Here is a 16,456-nt window from a genome sequence, read left to right as displayed (position 1 = left end):
TGCCCCTGTCGGCGAGAGGGGCGAACGAGCGATGAGTACGGCGGAGGAGACGGCCGGAGGCGAGAGCCAGCCGTGGGCCGAGGTCACCCCTGACGCGGCCCGGCGGCTGCTGGTCGCCGCCGTGGAGGCCTTCGCCGAGCGCGGCTACCACGCCACCACGACCCGTGACATCGCGGGCCGCGCGGGCATGAGCCCGGCCGCGCTCTACATCCACTACAAGACCAAGGAAGAGCTGCTGCACCGCATCAGCAGGATCGGCCACGAGAAGGCCCTGGACATCCTGCGCACGGCGGCCGGCCGCGAGGGCAGCGCCCGCGACCGCCTCGCCGACGCGGTCGGCTCCTTCGTCCGCTGGCACGCCGGCGGGCGCACCACCGCGCGGGTCGTCCAGTACGAGCTGGACTCGCTCGGCCCGGACGCCCGCGCGCAGATCCTGGCCCTGCGCCGCCAGTGCGACGACGAGGTGCGCCGGATCATCGAGGACGGGGTGGCGTCCGGCGAGTTCGACGTGCTCGAGGTGAAGGGCACCACCCTCGCCGTGCTCTCCCTGTGCATCGACGTGGCCCGCTGGTTCAACGTCGACGGGCCCTGGACCCCCGACGAGGTCGGCGCCCTCTACGCCGACCTCGTGCTGCGGATGGTGGGGGCCAAGTAGCCGCCGGGGCGTTCAGAGGTAGTAGCGCGACACCGACTCCGCCACGCACACCGGCTTGTTGCCGCCCTCGCGCTCCACGGTGAAGGCGACCGACACCTGGACGCCGCCCGTCACGTCCTCGACCCCGGTGATGACCGCCGTGGCCCGCAGCCGCGAGCCGACCGGCACCGGGGCGGGGAAGCGCACCTTGTTGGTGCCGTAGTTGACGCCCATCCGCACGCCCTCGACGGCGATCAGCTGCGGCCCGAAGAGGGGGAGCAGCGACAGGGTGAGGTAGCCGTGCGCGATGGTGGTCCCGAACGGTCCGGCCGCCGCCTTCTCCGGGTCGACGTGGATCCACTGGTGGTCCCCGGTGGCCTCCGCGAACAGGTCGATCCGCTTCTGGTCGACCTCCAGCCAGTCGGTGTACCCCAGCTGCTCGCCCACCGCCGCCCTCAGCTCGTCGACGGACGTGAAGATCCTCGGCTCTGCCATGTCCCGGCCTCTCGCTCGCGCCACTCGGTCACATGCGTCCCCGCATGCCTAAGCAACTGCTTAGCATGGTCGGGTGGGGCGCCCCTGTCAACGGACCGGAAGCGTGACGCGATGGGTAGGGTTCGAGAGGTGCCCCAGATTCCAGAGAAGATCCACGAGCTCACCGTCGGCCAGCTCTCCGCGCGCAGCGGAGCCGCCGTCTCGGCCCTGCACTTCTACGAGTCCAAGGGTCTGATCAGCAGCCGCCGCACCAGCGGCAACCAGCGCCGCTACAGCCGTGACACGCTCCGCCGGGTCGCCTTCATCCGCGCCGCCCAGCGGGTCGGCATCCCGCTGGCCACCATCCGCGAGGCGCTGGCCGAACTGCCCGAGGAGCGCACCCCCACCCGGGAGGACTGGGCCCGGCTGTCGGAGGTCTGGCGCTCCGAGCTGGACGAGCGCATCAAGCAGCTCAACCGGCTGCGCGACCACCTCACCGACTGCATCGGCTGCGGCTGCCTCTCCCTGGAGAGCTGTGTGCTGTCCAACCCGGGCGACGCCTTCGGCGAACGTCTCACCGGCTCCCGTCTGCTGGCGGAGCGGCCCGGGCGCCCGGCGGCGCGGCGCGGCGGGGCCACCGGCGGCGCGGGCCGCGGCCCGGACGCGGGACCCGGCGGCCGTGGCGGCCGAGGCGGCGAAGACGGCGGGGGCGGGAGCCGCGACCTGCTGACGGCCGAGGGGTGCTGAGGGGGCGTCAGCGCGCGGGCGTCCCGTCCCGGGCCGCCCGCGCGTACTCCGCCAGGCCGGGGCGTCAGCCGGCGGGCGTCCCGTCCCGGGCCGCCCGCGCGTACTCCACCAGGCCGGGGCGTCAGCCGGCGGGCGTCCCGTCCCGGGCCGCCCGCGCGTACTCCGCCAGGCCGGCCCTCACCAGCTCCGCGTTGGACGCGGCCCGCCGGCCGTCCGGCAGGGCCAAGGTGTCCTCCAGGCCGATCCGGGTCGCCAGCCCCAGCCGTCCGGCCAGGCGCAGCACCGGCCAGGCACCCGCGTCCTCGCCGTGCAGCAGCACCGGGCGGCCGTGCGCCCGGCCCAGACCGGACAGCAGGGCGCGCGCCGACCGCGCCGCCGCGTCCGCGTCCGTCACCTCGGCGAGGACCCGCAGCACCCGCGGCCCGAGCGGCGAGCGGGCGAACCGGGCCGCGCCGTCCGTCCCCGACCAGACGCCCGCCTCGACGCCCACGCCCCGCTCCAGCAGCGCCGCGGCCACCTCCTCCGCGCCGGGCTCGTGCCAGTTGACCGAGGCGTGGTCGGGCAGCACGGTCCACTCCCGCACCCGCGCGAGCCGGGCCGCGGGATCCGGCTCGGCCCAGGCGCCCGTGGTGACGCCCACCGGCACCGGCACGCGTTCCCGTATCGCCTCCAGGGTCGCGGCGACCACCCGCGGGGACATCGTGTCCCGGCCGCACGGCGTCTTGGGGTGGACGTGGACATCCGTGGCCCCGGCCGCGACGGCGCGCGCGGCCTCCTCGGCCATCGCCTCGGGGGTGAGCGGAACGACCGGGCCGTCGGCGGCCCCGCGGGGCCCGTTGAGACACACCTGCACCATGCCCCGATGGTGCCGGACCCGAGGGACGGCGCGCCGCGGTCCGGCCGTCACGTCCGGCTCCCGGCGGGCCCCCGCCCCCGAACCGGGCCCCCGGGAACGGGGTGCGGCATCCCCTGCGCACCCACGACTACTTCCTCACGCCGACACCAGCATCCGCGCGCGCCGGGCGTACGCCAGCGCCTCGGGGGTCAGCACGGGCAGCGGCACGAGGATCCCGCAGTCCGCGCAGACCGGGCCGGCGGAGGGTTCGTGGTCCAGGTCGTCCTTCCAGAACAGCCGCTCCCCGCCGCACACCGGGCACCCCGAGCCCGGTTCGCGCTCCAGCGCGGTGATGAGCTTGCGCAGCACGTCGGCCAGCGGTTCCCGGGGATGGACCCGGGGATCGTCGCACCAGGCGACACCGAAGCCGCCCCAGGTCATCCGGTGCCAGTCGTCCATGCTGCCCGGCCTGCGCAGCCCGTCGTGCTTCTCCTTCCTGCGGCGTTCGGCGAACCCCGCCTCGTAGGCGAGCCACACCGCCCGCGCCTCCTCCAGCTCCACCAGCGCGGCCACGAGCCGCGCAGGATCGGGGGAGCGGTCCTCCGGACCGAACCCCGCCCGGGAGCACAGGTGGTCCCAGGTGGCCCGATGCCCGTAAGGGGCGAACCTCTCCAGGCACTTGCGCAGCGAGTAGCGCCGTAGCGCCAGGTCGCACCGGGGATCGCGTACCTGTCTCGCCAGACTCCGGAAACCGGCCATCGCCTTGCACCTCCGTCACATCTGCAGCTGAGCTTCGGTCACTTCGGCGTCGTCGTACGGACGTCGCCGGATAGACGCATCGACACGCGATTCGGCTCCCTCCTCGGCCACCCGATGTGCGATGGCCGCCATCGACGGGTTCCCGTGGCACCCGAAGGTGACGCATGTTCACCTTCGAACTCGGGGATACCGGCGGTAACGACCGGTCCACCCCGTCGGGAGGAGTGCCATGCCACGGCGCACCCCACGCAACGTGCTCGACAGACTGAGAACTCCCCGCGCATTCCCCGGGTTCCTGAAGAGCGCGTCGGTATGCGTGCTCATTGCCGGACTTTTGGCACCGCTTTCCCCGGCCACCGCGGCCCCCGGGACACCGGCCGTCCCGGCGGCCGCGGCGAACGACCACTGCGGCGGCCGGTGTTCCGACATCCTGCCGCCCGGCCAGAACGGCAACGCCACCCTCGCGCAGATCCTGCTCCACCAGGCCTTCGGCACCCGGCCGGCGCACTCCGACGACCAGCTCGGCCCCTACGCCGGCCTCGCCACCGGCCACCAGAACCTCACCGACGCCACCCTCGGCTCCTTCTTCAACGACGCGTCCTTCGGGGTCCCCGCCGACCAGGTCGCCTCCACCGTCCGGCCCGCGGGACGCGCCGACGTGACGATCGTCCGCGACAAGAAGACGGGCGTGCCGCACATCACCGGCACCACGCGCTACGGCACCGAGTTCGGCGCCGGCTGGGCGGCGGCGGAGGACCGGCTGTGGCTGATGGACGTGTTCCGGCACGTCGGGCGCGGGCAGCTGACCCCCTTCGCGGGCGGCGCCACCGCCAACCAGGGCCTGGAACAGGAGTTCTGGCGCAACGCGCCCTACACCGAGGCCGACCTCCAGGCCCAGATCGACCGGGCCGCCGCCACCCACGGCGAGCGCGGCCGGCAGGCCCTCGCCGACGTGCGCGCCTACGTGGACGGCATCAACGCCTACATCGACGCCGCCGACAGCGGCCGCTCCTTCCCCGGCGAGTACGTGCTCACCGGCCACAAGGACTCCGTCACCAACGCCGGCACCATCGAGCACTTCACGCCCACCGACCTGGTCGCCCTGGCCACCGTCGTCGGCGCCCTCTTCGGCTCCGGGGGCGGCGGCGAGGTGAACAACGCGCTTGCCCTGCTCGCCGCGCAGTCCCGGTACGGCGTCTCCAGGGGCACCGAGGTCTGGGAGTCCTTCCGGATGCGCAACGACCCGGAGGCCGCCCTCACCGTCCACGACGGCAGCTTCCCGTACGCGGTGCGACCCGCCGACCCGCAGGGCCTCGCCCTGCCCGACGCCGGCTCGGTGGTCCGCGAACCCCTGGTGCACGACCGCACCGGCAGTGCCACCGCAGCGCGGGCCGCCCGGACCTCCGCCGCCGCGGCGGAGCGGGCCGCCACCTCCGCCCGGCGCGGCATGTCCAACGCCCTGGTGGTGAGCGGCGAGCACACCGCGAGCGGCCACCCGATCGCCGTCTTCGGCCCGCAGACCGGCTACTTCGCGCCCCAGCTGCTGATGCTCCAGGAGATCCAGGGCCCCGGCATCAGCGCCCGCGGGGCCTCCTTCGCCGGCCTCAGCTTCTACGTCGAGCTGGGCCGCGGCCAGGACTACGCGTGGAGCGCGACCACCTCCGGGCAGGACATCGTCGACACCTACGCCGTCGAGCTGTGCCAGGACGACCACCACTACCTGCACCGGGGCGTCTGCGTCCCGATGGAGAAGGCGGAGCGCAGGAACGCCTGGAAGCCGACCGTGGCCGACGGCACCGCGGCCGGCTCGTACACCATGCGGGTCTGGCGCACCGCGTACGGCCCGGTCACCCACCGCGCGACCGTCGGCGGCAAGAAGGTCGCCTACACCACCCTGCGCTCGTCCTACCTGCACGAGGCCGACTCGATCATCGGCTTCCAGATGCTCAACGACCCCGGCCACGTGACCGGACCCGAGAGCTTCCGGCAGGCGGTTCAGCACATCAACTACACCTTCAACTGGTTCTACGCCGACTCCGCGCACACCGCGTACTACAACAGCGGCGACAACCCGGTCCGCGCGGACGGGGCCGACGCGGAGTTCCCGGTGTGGGCGCGGCCCGCGTACGAGTGGCGGAACTGGGACCCGGCCACCAACACCGCCGACCGCACCCCGCCCGCCCAGCACCCGAACTCCACCGACCAGGACTACTACGTCTCCTGGAACAACAAGCAGGCCCGCGACTACCCGGCCGCGTCCTGGGGCAACGGCGGGGTGCACCGCGGCGACCTGCTCGACGACCGGGTGGCGGAACTGGTCCGGGCGGGCGGCGTGACCCGGGCGTCGCTCGTGCGGGCGATGGCCGACGCGGGCCTCGCCGATCTGCGCGCCACGCACGTGCTGCCGAACCTGCTGAGGGTGATCACCAGCGCACCGGTCACCGATCCCGCGGCCTCGGCGGCCGTGAGCAGGCTCCAGGCCTGGCTGTCCGCCGGGGGCAAGCGGACGGCCGCCTCGGCGTCCGCGAGGACCTACGCCCACGCGGACGCGATCCGGATCCTGGACGCCTGGTGGCCGCTGCTGGTGGAGGCCGTGTTCGAACCGGGCCTGGGCGGCGGCCTGTACGGCGCGTTCACGGCGGCCCTGCCCGTCGACGAACCCCCGTCGGCCGCCCACGGCCCGACCGGTGCCCACGCGGGCAGCGCCTTCCAGTACGGCTGGTGGAGCCATGTCGACAAGGACATCCGCGCGGTCCTCGGCGAGCCGGTGCGCGGACCGCTCGCGCAGCGGTACTGCGGCGGCGGCGCACTCGCCGCCTGCCGGGACGTCCTGACCGCCACGCTGAAGGAGGCGGCCGGCCGGACCGCCGCCCAGGTCTACCCCGGCGACGCCCACTGCGCGGCGGGCGACCAGTGGTGCGCCGACGCGATCGTGCACCGGGCCCTCGGCGGGATCGGCCACCGCACCATCGGCTGGCAGAACCGGCCGACGTACCAGCAGGTCGTGGAGTTCACCTCGCACCGCTGAGCCGGTCCGGGGCGGCGGCGGGCCGGCGACGCGCCCGCCGCCGGCCCGTCAGTACAGCAGGTACTCCTCGCGGACCTCCCGGAACGCGGCCAGCTCCGGCTGCCAGTCGGCGACCACGTCGTCCACGTCCGCCCCCGCGTCGATCAGCGTGCGGACCCGGGTCGAGCCGGTGAGCTTGTCGATCCAGTGGTCCGGCCGCCAGGCGAAGCCCGGCCAGACCCGCCGGGCGGTCACGAGCAGCGCGATCCCCGTGCGGACCGGGTCGTACACGGCCCGGTCGTGGACGTGCACCTGGACGCCGCCGATCGTCTTCCCCTGGAACTTGGAGAAGGTGGGCGCGAAGTACGCCTCCCTGAAGTGCACGCCGGGGAGCCCGAGCTCGTTCGCCGCGGCGGCCCAGCGGCCGTCCAGGCCCTCAGCGCCCAGCAGTTCGAACGGGCGGGTCGTGCCCCGGCCCTCGGAGAGGTTGGTGCCCTCGAAGAGGCACGTCCCCGCGTAGACGAGCGCGGTCTCCGGGGTCGGCATGTTCGGGCTCGGCGGCACCCACGGCAGCCCGGTGCCGTCGTGGAACGCCGACCGCTTCCAGCCGGTCACCCGTACGACGTCCAGCGGCACCGGAGCGGCCAGGAACTCCCCGTTGAACAGCCGGGCCAGCTCGCCCACCGTCATCCCGTGCGCCTGCGCGATCGGCTCCCGGCCGACGAACGTGGCGAACTCCTTGCGCAGCACCGGGCCGAGGGCCGCGCGGCCGGTGACCGGGTTCGGCCGGTCCAGGACGACGACGCGCTTGCCGGCGAGGCGGGCCGCCGCCATGCAGTCGTACAGCGTCCAGATGTACGTGTAGAAGCGGGCGCCGACGTCCTGGATGTCGAAGAGGACCGTGTCCACGCCGGAGGCGGTGAAGACGTCGGCCAGGGCCTGCCCGCTCTTCAGGTACGTGTCGTAGACCGGCAGGCCCGTCGCCGGGTCGTCGTACCGGCCCTCGGAGCCGCCGGCCTGCGCGGTGCCGCGGAAGCCGTGCTCCGGGCCGAAGACGGCCCCGAGGTCCACACGGTCGTCGGCGTGCATGACGTCGACGACGTGGCGCGCGTCCCGGGTGATGCCGGTGGGGTTGGTGACGATGCCGACCCGCTCGCCGCGGAGGATGCGGTAGCCGTCCCCGGCGAGGCGTTCGAAGCCGGTGCGCACGCGGCGGGTTCCCCGCGGGGCGGCGGCGGCCGGGGCCGCGGTCGCGGTGAGGGCCGCGGTGCCGGCCAGGAGGGTGCGTCTGGAGAGCTTCATGCGGTGACCTCCGGTGGTGGTGGAGTGCTCCCGCAGGGAGTGTCGCAGGGCGGGGGGCGGTTGGGGACCGGTCGTGCGCGCGGGCACGACCGCCCGCCGGAACGGGCCCGCGCCCCCGGCGCGCGGCGTTCCCGGCCCTTCCCTTCGACATACCGACTGGTTAGTCTGTCCCCTCGCGGGGGCTGAGCCGGGTTGTGCGGTGCGGAGGAGGCCGATGGTGGGTGGCGTGCGAGAAGGTGCCGGAGTGGTGGTCACCGGGGCAGGTGGCGGGATCGGGGCCGCGCTGGCCCGCCGGTTCGCCGCCGAGGGGGCGCGGGTCGTCGTGAACGACCTCGACGCCGGCAAGGCCAAGGCCGTGGCCGAGGAGACCGGCGGCGTCGCCGTGCCGGGCGACGCCTCGGCGATCCTCGACGAGGCACGGGACGCGCTCGGCGGGACCGTCGACGTCTACTGCGCCAACGCCGGGGTCGCCTCCGGTGGCTCCGAGGCGGCCGGTGAGGACGTGTGGGAGCTCGCCTGGGACGTGAACGTCATGGCCCACGTGCGGGCGGCGCGGGCGCTGCTCCCCGAGTGGCTGGAGCGCGGCGGCGGGCGGTTCGTGTCCACCGTGTCGGCCGCCGGGCTGCTCACCATGATCGGAGCCGCCCCCTACAGCGTCACCAAGCACGGCGCCTACGCCTTCGCGGAGTGGCTGTCGCTGACGTACCGGCACCGGGGGATCAAGGTGCACGCCATCTGCCCGCAGGGCGTGCGCACCGACATGCTGACCGCGAGCGGCAGCGCGGGCGACCTGGTGCTGGCGCCCACCGCCGTCGAGCCGGAGGCGGTCGCGGACGCGCTGTTCGCCGGGATCGAGGAGGACCGGTTCCTGATCCTGCCGCACCCGGAGGTCGCCGGGTACTACCAGGCGCGGGCCGCCGACCCCGACCGCTGGCTGGGCAGCATGAACCACCTCCAGCGGAAGTGGGAGGAGACGCGGTGACCGGCTCCCGCTACGCGGCCAAGCCCTGGCTCGGCCTCCTGGACGAGGCCCAGAAGGCCCCCGTCAGCCCGGCGGACTCCCTGGTGCACGCACTGCGGCGGGCCGTGGCCGAGGCTCCGGAGCGGACCTTCCTCGCCTACTTCGACGGGCGGCTGAGCTATCGCGAGGCGGACGAGCTGAGCGACTCGGTCGCCGGGCACCTCGCCGCCCGCGGGCTGGAGCGCGGCGACCGGGTCGCCGTGCTGCTGCAGAACTCGCCGCACTGCGTGCTCGCCGTCCTCGGCGCCTGGAAGGCGGGCGCGGTGGTGGTGCCGGTGAACCCGATGTACAAGTCGGGCGAGGTGGCCCACGTGCTGCGGGACGGTGAGGTCGCGGCACTGGTCTGCTCCGACCGGGCCTGGGAGGCGTACCTGCGCGACACGGCGCGCGACTCGCCGGTGCGCGTCGCGCTCACCGCCTGCGAGCTGGACTTCCAGACCCGCGGCGACCAGCGCGTGCTGGGGTTCGACCGGCTGCCGCCCGCCGCCGACGCCGACGACCTGACCGCCGTGGCCCGCGCCGGGCACCGGGCGCCCGAGGGGCGCGAGCCGGGACCCGGCGACCTGGCGCTGATCAGCTACACCTCCGGCACCAGCGGCACGCCCAAGGGCGCCACCAACACGCACGGCAACATCATGCACAACGCCGAGCGGCAGCGGACCGGGCTCGGGCTGCCCGCGGCACCGGTGTACTTCGCGCTGGCGCCGCTCTTCCACATCACGGGGATGGTCTGCGAGTTCGGCGCCTGCCTGAACAGCGCGGGCACCCTGGCGCTCGCCTACCGGTTCGAGGCGGGAGTGGTGCTCGACGCGTTCGCCGAGCACCGGCCGCACTACACGGTCGGCCCCTCGACCGCCTTCATGGCGCTGGCCGCGCGCCCCGAGGCCACCCGGGACCACTTCGCGTCCTTCCGGGTGATCTCCTCCGGCGGCGCCCCGCTGCCGCCCGCCCTGGTGGAGAAGTTCCGGGCCGGCTTCGGTCCGTACATCCGCAACGGCTACGGGCTCACCGAGTGCACCGCGCCCTGCGCCTCCGTGCCGCCGCACCGGGAGGCGCCCGTCGACCCGGTCTCCGGGACGCTCGCGGTGGGCGTGCCCGGACCCGACACGGTGGTGCGCATCGTGGACGAGGCGGGCGAGGAGGTGCCGTTCGGGGAGCAGGGCGAGATCGTCGTACGGGGACCCCAGGTGGTGCCGGGCTACTGGCGGCGGCCCGACGCCACCGCGGAGACGTTCCCCGGGGGCGAGCTGCGCACCGGGGACATCGGGTTCATGGACGAGCGGGGCTGGCTGTACGTCGTCGACCGCAAGAAGGACATGATCAACGCGTCCGGCTTCAAGGTGTGGCCGCGCGAGGTCGAGGACGTCCTCTACACGCACCCGGCGGTCCGCGAGGCGGCCGTCGTGGGGGTGCCCGACGGGTACCGCGGGGAGACCGTCAAGGCCTACATCAGCCTCCGCCCGGACGCCGCCACGGACCCGGACGAGCTGGCGGAGTACTGCAGGGAGAGACTGGCCGCCTACAAGTACCCGCGGCAGGTGGAGATCCTGCCGGACTTGCCGAAGACGGCGAGTGGGAAGATCCTCCGTCGGGAACTGCGTTCCCGCACGCGGGACAATCGGTAAGGCAATACGGAAAGGCAGGTGGCGCAGTGCCCAGGACGACGGACGGCGACGGGACTCCTGTGCCGCAGCGGCTGCTGGCCGCCGCCACCCGGCTCTTCGCCGAGCAGGGGTACGACCGCACATCGGTGCAGGAGATCGTCGAGGCGGCCGGCGTCACCAAGGGGGCGCTGTACCACTACTTCGGCTCCAAGGACGATCTGCTGCACGAGGTGTACGCGCGGGTGCTCCGCCTCCAGCAGGAGCGTCTGGACACCTTCGCCGGCGCCGACGAGCCGGTGGAGAAGCGGGTGCGGGACGCGGCGGCGGACGTCGTGGTCACCACGATCGACAACCTGGACGACGCGTCCATCTTCTTCCGCTCCATGCACCATCTCAGCCCGGAGAAGAACAAGCAGGTGCGGGCCGAGCGGCGGCGCTACCACGAGCGGTTCCGCGCGCTGATCGAGGAGGGCCAGGAGGCGGGCGTCTTCTCCAGGGCGACCCCGGCGGACCTGGTGGTCGACTACCACTTCGGCTCGGTGCACCACCTGTCCACCTGGTACCGCCCCGACGGCCCGCTCACCCCGCAGCAGGTCGCCGACCACCTGGCGGACCTGCTGCTGCGGGCGCTGCGGCCGTAGCGGCAGGGCACGGGGTGCGGGGCGGCCGCGCCTGGCAGCCGCCCCGCACCCGTGCCTCACGCGTACTTCTTCAGCTCCCGCCGGGCCAGTGACCGCTGGTGCACCTCGTCGGGGCCGTCGGCGATCATGAGGGTGCGGGCGCCCGCGTACAGCTCGGCCAGCGGGAAGTCCTGGCTGACCCCGCCCGCGCCGTGCAGCTGGATCGCCTTGTCGATGATGCCGACCACCGCGCGCGGCGTGGCGATCTTGATGGCCTGGATCTCGGTGTGGGCGCCCCGGTTGCCGACGGTGTCCATCAGCCAGGCCGTCTTCAGGACCAGCAGCCGCAGCTGCTCGACCGTCACACGCGCGTCGGCGATCCAGTTGTGGACCACGCCCTGCTGGGCGAGCGGCCTGCCGAAGGCCTCACGGGAGACGGCCCGCCGGCACATCAGCTCGATGGCCCGCTCGGCCATGCCGATCAGCCGCATGCAGTGGTGGATCCGGCCGGGGCCGAGCCGGGCCTGGGCGATGGCGAAGCCGCCGCCCTCCTCGCCGATCAGGTTCGTCACCGGCACGCGCGCCCGGTCGAAGACCACTTCGGCGTGGCCGCCGTGCCAGTGGTCCTCGTAGCCGAAGACGTGCATGGCGCGGCGCACGGTGACGCCCGGGGTGTCGCGGGGGACCAGCACCATGGACTGCTGGCGGCGGATGTCGGGTCCGTCCGGGTCGGTCTTGCCCATCACGATGAAGATCTTGCAGTCCGGGTTCATCGCCCCGGAGATGTACCACTTGCGGCCGGTGATGACGTACTCGTCGCCGTCCCGCTCGATGTGCGTGGTGATGTTGGTGGCGTCGGAGGAGGCCACGTCGGGCTCGGTCATCGCGAACGCCGAGCGGATCTCGCCCGCCAGCAGCGGCTGGAGCCACTGCTTGCGCTGCGCCTCGTCGCCGAACTGGGCGAGCACCTCCATGTTGCCGGTGTCGGGGGCGGCGCAGTTGGTCGCGGTGGGCGCGAGCTGCGGGGAGCGGCCGGTGATCTCGGCGAGCGGGGCGTACTGGAGGTTGGTGAGGCCGGCGCCGTGCTCGGCGTCGGGCAGGAACAGGTTCCACAGCCCCTGCCGCTTCGCCTCCGCCTTCAGCTCCTCCACCACCGCCGGCGTCTCCCACGGCGAGGCGAGCCGCTGCCGCTGCTCGTGGGCGACCGCCTCCGCGGGGTGGACGTACTCGTCCATGAAGGCCAGCAGCCTGGCGCGCAGTTCCTCGGTGCGCGCGTCGAACGCGAAGTCCATGTCCGTCAGCCTTCCTGGAGAGTGGTCAGACCGTGCCGGATGAAGACCGGCACCAGGTCGCCGATGCGGTCGAAGCCGCGCCCGACCGTCTGGCCCAGCGTGTAGCGGTAGTGGATGCCCTCCAGGATCACGGCGAGCTTGAACCAGGCGAACGCCGTGTACCAGGAGACGTGCGAGACATCGCGCCCCGAGCGGGCGGCGTAGCGCTCGACCAGCTCGGCGGGGGCCGGGTGGCCGGGGGCCTCCGCGGTGGTGGAGACCGGGGAGTCGGGCATGCCCAGCGGCATGCTGTACATCACCAGCAGGCCCAGGTCGGTCAGCGGGTCGCCGAGCGTCGACATCTCCCAGTCCAGGACCGCCCTGATCCGGTCGTCGTCCCCGATGAGAACGTTGTCCAGCCGGTAGTCGCCGTGCACCACGGCCGGGGCGGGGGAGGGCGGCAGGTCGCGGCCGAGCGCGGCGTGCAGCTCGTCGATCCCGGCGAGCTCGCGGTTGCGGGAGGCGTCGAGCTGCTTGCCCCAGCGGCGCAGCTGGCGGTCCAGGAAGCCCTCGGGCCGGCCGAAGTCGCCGAGCCCCACCTCGGCGGGGTCGACGGCGTGCAGCTCCACGAGGGTGTCCACCAGGCCCAGCGCCACCGCGCGGGTGCGCTCCGGGCCCAGCGGGGCGAGCTGGCCGGCGGTGCGGTACGGGGTGCCGTCGACGAAGTCCATGACGTAGAAGGGCGCCCCGAGCACCTCCTCGTCCTCGCAGAGCAGGACCGGGCGGGGCACCGGCACGTTCGTCGGGTGCAGGGCGCTGATCACCCGGTGCTCGCGCCTCATGTCGTGCGCGGTGGCCAGGACGTGGCCGAGCGGGGGGCGGCGTACGACCCACCGGGAGGTGCCGTCCGTGACGGCGTAGGTGAGGTTCGACCGTCCGCCCTCGATCAGCCGGCCGGTCAGGGGGCCCTGCACGAGACCGGGGCGCTCACGGTCGAGCAGGGCGCGCAGCCGGTCGGGATCGAGGCCTGGCGGGTGGTCGGGACTCATCGTCGCTCCTACGGACGGGTGAAGGGGTCCCGACTCATGATGCCGACCGGTCGGTATGCCGTCCAGTGGGCGGAGCGAACGTGATCAGAGCCACCATAGGCCGACGGCTCCCCGCGGGAAACGGGGAGCCGTCACGCGTCGCGCCGGGCGGTGGTCAGTGGTCGTCCCAGTGGCCCTCGTGCTCGGCGTGCCGGTGGCCGTCGTGGAGGTAGTCGATGTGGTCGCCGTGCAGCACCGTGGCGTGGCCGCAGTCCTCGCCGTGCCGGTGCGCGTGGTCCGGATGGGTGGTGTGCCCGTCGGCCTCGCACTCGTCCCAGTGGCCGCCGTGCTCGCGGTGCAGATGGCCGTTGTGCGCGTAGTCGACGTGGTCGCCGTGCGGGACCCGGGTGTGCCCGCAGTCCGGGCCGTGGGTGTGGGCGTGGGCGGCGTGTTCCTGGTGGGGGGTCGTCATGGGTGCTCACTTCCTGCGTGACGTGACCATGAGGGCGGTGGTGCCCAGGGGAGAAGTGGTGTCCTCCGGGAGGAGGAACGGGGCATTCCTGGCCACAGGGTGCACCAGGTCCGGGTACCCCGCAGGAGGACGGTCCGCCGCCCCGGCCTCACAGGACCAGGGCCGCCGCGCACCCCGCCAGGGCCACCGTGCACAGCGCCACCGCCGTGGCGTGGCGCGGGGGCAGCGCGGCCGGGCGGGCCGCCGTGGCGAGGGCGCGGATGCGGCGGTGGGCGAGCAGCAGGAAGCCCAGCCAGAGCGCGGAGCACAGCGCGCAGGCGACGACGCCCGCGGCGGACGGGCCCTCGTGCAGCGAGGTCCGCACGCCGAGCACGGCGGCGACGGTGACCGAGAGGGTCGTACGCCGCCAGGCGAGCCGGGTCCGCTCCGGCTGCAGGCCCGGGTCCCGCTCCCCGCAGGCGGCCCCGCTCACCCCTCCCACCCGAACAGCACCACGACGACCATCGCCACCGCCACCAGCGCGACGACCAGGCTCAGCAGGGCCGGGAACCGCGACACCGGCAGGTCCTCGCCGCGGCGCATGGCCCGCTCGCAGCGGATCCAGTGGTTGACGGCACGCAGCGAGCACAGCACGCCGGCCGCCAGCAGCGCCAGTGCCAGGCCGGCCCGCCAGCCCCAGCGCAGGTCCGGCAGGAACTGGTCCACCGCGAAACCGCCGCCGATCAGGGCCAGGGCGGTGCGCAGCCAGGCCAGGAAGGTGCGCTCGTTCGCCAGCGAGAACCGGTAGTCCGGGGTGCCGCCCTCGTCCCGGACCCGGGCGGGGGTGAACCACAGACGGACGTTCCGCAGGACTTCGATCACCCGTACGACACTACCGGGACGGGCCTGGCGGGGCAGGTCAGGCGGGGTGGCGCCGCTCCCGCAGGCGCTCGTACGCCGCCAGGCCGTCCGGGACCCACTCCCACTGCGGCAGCCGCCGCTCGAGCTCCGCCTCCGGCAGGAAGGCGTGCCAGGCGACCTCCTCCTCCTGCGGGCGGACCGGCAGCTCGCAGCGGACCTCGTAGACCGCCGACCACCAGGAGCCGCCGGAGCCGTTGTCGTAGAGGAACGTGAACAGGAACCGCGGGCGCGGCAGGCCGCTCACGCCCAGCTCCTCCTCGGCCTCGCGCAGCGCGGCGGCGTCGTACGTCTCGCCCGCGCCCACCACTCCACCGACGAACATGTCGTACAGGGACGGGAAGACCAGCTTGGTGGGGGTGCGGCGGTGGACGAAGATCCGGCCGCCGGCGTCGCGCACCAGGACGAACACGCAGCGGTGCCGCAGGCCCTTCGCGTACACCTCGCCGCGCGGGCACTGCCCGATGACGCGGTCGTCCTCGTCGACGATGTCCAGGATCTCGTCCGCAGCGCTCATGACCCCATCCAAGCAGCCCGGGCCGCGCCCACGCCGCCCCGGGCCTGGCCGCTGTCGTCCCGGGCCTCGCCCGCGCGGCCTGGGGTGTGTGCCGGTCGTCCCGGGTCACTCCGGGTGGTGCGGCCGGCCGGTGGCCGGGCGGGTGCTCAGCCGGGTTGCAGCGCGCGGACCCGGGCCGCGGCGGGGGTGCCCTGCGGGAGCGCCGGGTGCATGCCGAGCAGCAGGATGCCGCCCACCACGGCCGCGAGACCCGTCGCCTGCCCGGCCAGCGCCGCCGGGCCGGTGTGCAGCCGGTCGCCGAGGAAGCCGACGCCGCAGGCGATGCCCGCCAGCGGCTGGGCCGCGGTCAGCGCGGGCAGCGACATGCGCAGCGGCGCGGTCTCGAAGGCGCTCTGCACCAGCACCAGCGCGGTCACGCCGAGCAGCAGCACGGCGTACGGCTGCCAGCCGGTCAGCAGCCCGGACAGGCCGCCGGCCTCGAACCGCTGCCCGCTCTCCCGGGTCAGCGCGTCCTGCACGCCGTACAGCAGCCCCGCCGCCACCGCCAGCAGCACGGGGGCGGCCCCCCGGCGCAGCCGTCGCGCGTACCCGGTGAGCAGCAGCGCCGCGCCCACCATCACGCCGATGATCAGCCAGTGCCGCGCGGGATCGGGGACCGTGTGCCCGCCGCGCGGCTCACCGGCCATCAGGAACGCGGCCACGCCGCCGCCCAACAGCGCCAGGCCCAGCCAGCCCTGGCGGCCCAGCGGCTGCCGGGTGCGGTGCCGGGACAGGACGAGGGCGAAGAGCAGGTTGGTGGCGAGCAGCGGCTCCACGAGGGAGATCTGGCCCTGGCCGAGCGCCATGGCGCCGAGGGCCATGCCCACGGCCATCAGGCCGATGCCGCCGAGCCAGCTCGGCACCTTCATCAGGTCCAGCAGCAGCCGGGGCGAGAGGAAGTCGGAGAGGGGCGCGCGCTGTGCCGCGTTCTGCTGGAGCACGAAGCCGAAGCCCAGGCAGCAGGCGGCGCTCAGGGCGAGCACCAGAACCATCGTGGACAAGCTGCTCCCTGGGTGATCATTCGGCGGAGGCCGGGCAAACGGGGTGCTTCCGGCCATGCTGAGCGGTGCGGCGAGGCAGCGCTATGACGCACGTCACACACGTATGCGGGGCGGTCCCGGGGCTCATCCGCCCGTCCGCGCAAGTCCCGCCGGTGTGAACGGCGTTGACGCGTGTCATGTACCAGCGGCGCTTGACGGAGAGCCGTGGCTGGGGGTTTGCTGTGCGTG

17 protein-coding genes are annotated in these 16,456 nt (G+C 74.1%); 6 read left to right on the top strand and 11 right to left on the bottom strand.

Translation table 11 applies throughout. The annotated features are described in order from the left end of the window. The first annotated feature begins 31 nt into the window (after nucleotides 1-31). Nucleotides 32-655: a TetR/AcrR family transcriptional regulator gene (locus tag SGLAU_RS07340; protein WP_043499407.1), complete on the top strand. Its 624-nt coding sequence runs from the start codon at nucleotides 32-34 to the stop codon at nucleotides 653-655. A 12-nt stretch (nucleotides 656-667) separates the two neighbouring features. On the opposite strand, the gene SGLAU_RS07335 is transcribed toward SGLAU_RS07340, so the two are convergent. Next, a complete protein-coding gene (locus SGLAU_RS07335) occupies nucleotides 668-1,129 on the bottom strand; it encodes a MaoC family dehydratase (protein WP_043499405.1) in 462 nt (153 codons plus the stop codon). A 129-nt stretch (nucleotides 1,130-1,258) separates the two neighbouring features. On the opposite strand from SGLAU_RS07335, the gene soxR reads away from it, so the two are divergent. Further along, nucleotides 1,259-1,855 (top strand): redox-sensitive transcriptional activator SoxR, encoded by a 597-nt coding sequence (soxR, locus tag SGLAU_RS07330; RefSeq protein WP_412556219.1) that lies wholly within the window; start codon nucleotides 1,259-1,261, stop codon nucleotides 1,853-1,855. Between the two features lie 121 nt (nucleotides 1,856-1,976). Here soxR and SGLAU_RS07325 read toward each other — a convergent pair whose 3' ends face one another. Next, on the bottom strand, nucleotides 1,977-2,711 hold the full coding sequence (locus tag SGLAU_RS07325) for a 3-keto-5-aminohexanoate cleavage protein (RefSeq protein WP_043499403.1): 735 nt from the start codon (nucleotides 2,709-2,711) through the stop codon (nucleotides 1,977-1,979). 135 nt (nucleotides 2,712-2,846) lie between these two features. After that, complete coding sequence (locus SGLAU_RS07320) at nucleotides 2,847-3,449, bottom strand: hypothetical protein (RefSeq protein ID WP_043499402.1); 603 nt, start codon at nucleotides 3,447-3,449, stop codon at nucleotides 2,847-2,849. A gap of 229 nt (nucleotides 3,450-3,678) precedes the next feature. On the opposite strand from SGLAU_RS07320, the gene SGLAU_RS07315 reads away from it, so the two are divergent. Beyond that, nucleotides 3,679-6,477 (top strand): penicillin acylase family protein, encoded by a 2,799-nt coding sequence (locus tag SGLAU_RS07315; RefSeq protein ID WP_043499401.1) that lies wholly within the window; start codon nucleotides 3,679-3,681, stop codon nucleotides 6,475-6,477. Nucleotides 6,478-6,525: 48 nt separating this feature from the next. Here the strand turns inward: SGLAU_RS07315 and SGLAU_RS07310 are convergent, their stop codons facing one another. After that, on the bottom strand, nucleotides 6,526-7,758 hold the full coding sequence (locus tag SGLAU_RS07310) for an exo-beta-N-acetylmuramidase NamZ domain-containing protein (RefSeq protein WP_043499399.1): 1,233 nt from the start codon (nucleotides 7,756-7,758) through the stop codon (nucleotides 6,526-6,528). A 214-nt stretch (nucleotides 7,759-7,972) separates the two neighbouring features. On the opposite strand from SGLAU_RS07310, the gene SGLAU_RS07305 reads away from it, so the two are divergent. Genes SGLAU_RS07305 through SGLAU_RS07295 form a run of 3 tightly spaced genes read left to right on the top strand, consistent with a single transcriptional unit; the run spans nucleotide 7,973 to nucleotide 11,024 of the window. Further along, complete coding sequence (locus tag SGLAU_RS07305; protein WP_043499397.1) at nucleotides 7,973-8,740, top strand: SDR family oxidoreductase; 768 nt, start codon at nucleotides 7,973-7,975, stop codon at nucleotides 8,738-8,740. Beyond that, nucleotides 8,737-10,404, top strand: coding sequence for a class I adenylate-forming enzyme family protein (locus SGLAU_RS07300; protein WP_043499395.1), 1,668 nt, complete (start codon nucleotides 8,737-8,739; stop codon nucleotides 10,402-10,404). The genes SGLAU_RS07305 and SGLAU_RS07300 overlap by 4 nt, the downstream gene beginning before the upstream one ends. A 26-nt stretch (nucleotides 10,405-10,430) precedes the next feature. After that, nucleotides 10,431-11,024, top strand: a complete 594-nt coding sequence (locus SGLAU_RS07295) for a TetR/AcrR family transcriptional regulator (protein ID WP_043499394.1) — start codon at nucleotides 10,431-10,433, stop codon at nucleotides 11,022-11,024. 56 nt (nucleotides 11,025-11,080) lie between these two features. Here SGLAU_RS07295 and SGLAU_RS07290 read toward each other — a convergent pair whose 3' ends face one another. The 7 genes from SGLAU_RS07290 to SGLAU_RS07260 all read right to left on the bottom strand — a co-directional run bounded on the left by SGLAU_RS07290 (nucleotide 11,081) and on the right by SGLAU_RS07260 (nucleotide 16,228). Next, nucleotides 11,081-12,295: an acyl-CoA dehydrogenase family protein gene (locus tag SGLAU_RS07290; protein WP_043499392.1), complete on the bottom strand. Its 1,215-nt coding sequence runs from the start codon at nucleotides 12,293-12,295 to the stop codon at nucleotides 11,081-11,083. Between the two features lie 5 nt (nucleotides 12,296-12,300). Next, nucleotides 12,301-13,323 carry a phosphotransferase family protein gene (locus tag SGLAU_RS07285; protein ID WP_043499391.1) on the bottom strand — a complete coding sequence of 341 codons (1,023 nt, stop codon included), beginning with the start codon at nucleotides 13,321-13,323 and terminating at the stop codon, nucleotides 12,301-12,303. Nucleotides 13,324-13,477: 154 nt separating this feature from the next. Further along, on the bottom strand, nucleotides 13,478-13,774 hold the full coding sequence (locus tag SGLAU_RS07280) for a hypothetical protein (RefSeq protein WP_043499389.1): 297 nt from the start codon (nucleotides 13,772-13,774) through the stop codon (nucleotides 13,478-13,480). A 148-nt stretch (nucleotides 13,775-13,922) separates the two neighbouring features. Further along, the gene (locus tag SGLAU_RS07275; RefSeq protein WP_043499387.1) at nucleotides 13,923-14,246 is read right to left on the bottom strand and encodes a DUF202 domain-containing protein; all 324 of its coding nucleotides are present in this window, start codon (nucleotides 14,244-14,246) and stop codon (nucleotides 13,923-13,925) included. Beyond that, nucleotides 14,243-14,635, bottom strand: coding sequence for a YidH family protein (locus SGLAU_RS07270; protein ID WP_043499385.1), 393 nt, complete (start codon nucleotides 14,633-14,635; stop codon nucleotides 14,243-14,245). Before SGLAU_RS07270 ends, SGLAU_RS07275 begins: the two co-directional genes overlap by 4 nt. Nucleotides 14,636-14,672: 37 nt before the next feature. Further along, nucleotides 14,673-15,188, bottom strand: a complete 516-nt coding sequence (locus SGLAU_RS07265; protein WP_043499383.1) for an NUDIX hydrolase — start codon at nucleotides 15,186-15,188, stop codon at nucleotides 14,673-14,675. Nucleotides 15,189-15,334: 146 nt separating this feature from the next. Further along, the gene (locus tag SGLAU_RS07260; RefSeq protein ID WP_043499382.1) at nucleotides 15,335-16,228 is read right to left on the bottom strand and encodes a DMT family transporter; all 894 of its coding nucleotides are present in this window, start codon (nucleotides 16,226-16,228) and stop codon (nucleotides 15,335-15,337) included. Nucleotides 16,229-16,456: the final 228 nt, after the last annotated feature.

It is taken from the genome of Streptomyces glaucescens (assembly GCF_000761215.1).
GTDB lineage: Bacteria > Actinomycetota > Actinomycetes > Streptomycetales > Streptomycetaceae > Streptomyces > Streptomyces glaucescens_B.
Note: the sequence above shows the minus strand (reverse complement) of the source record. Positions and strands in the feature narration are given on the sequence as shown.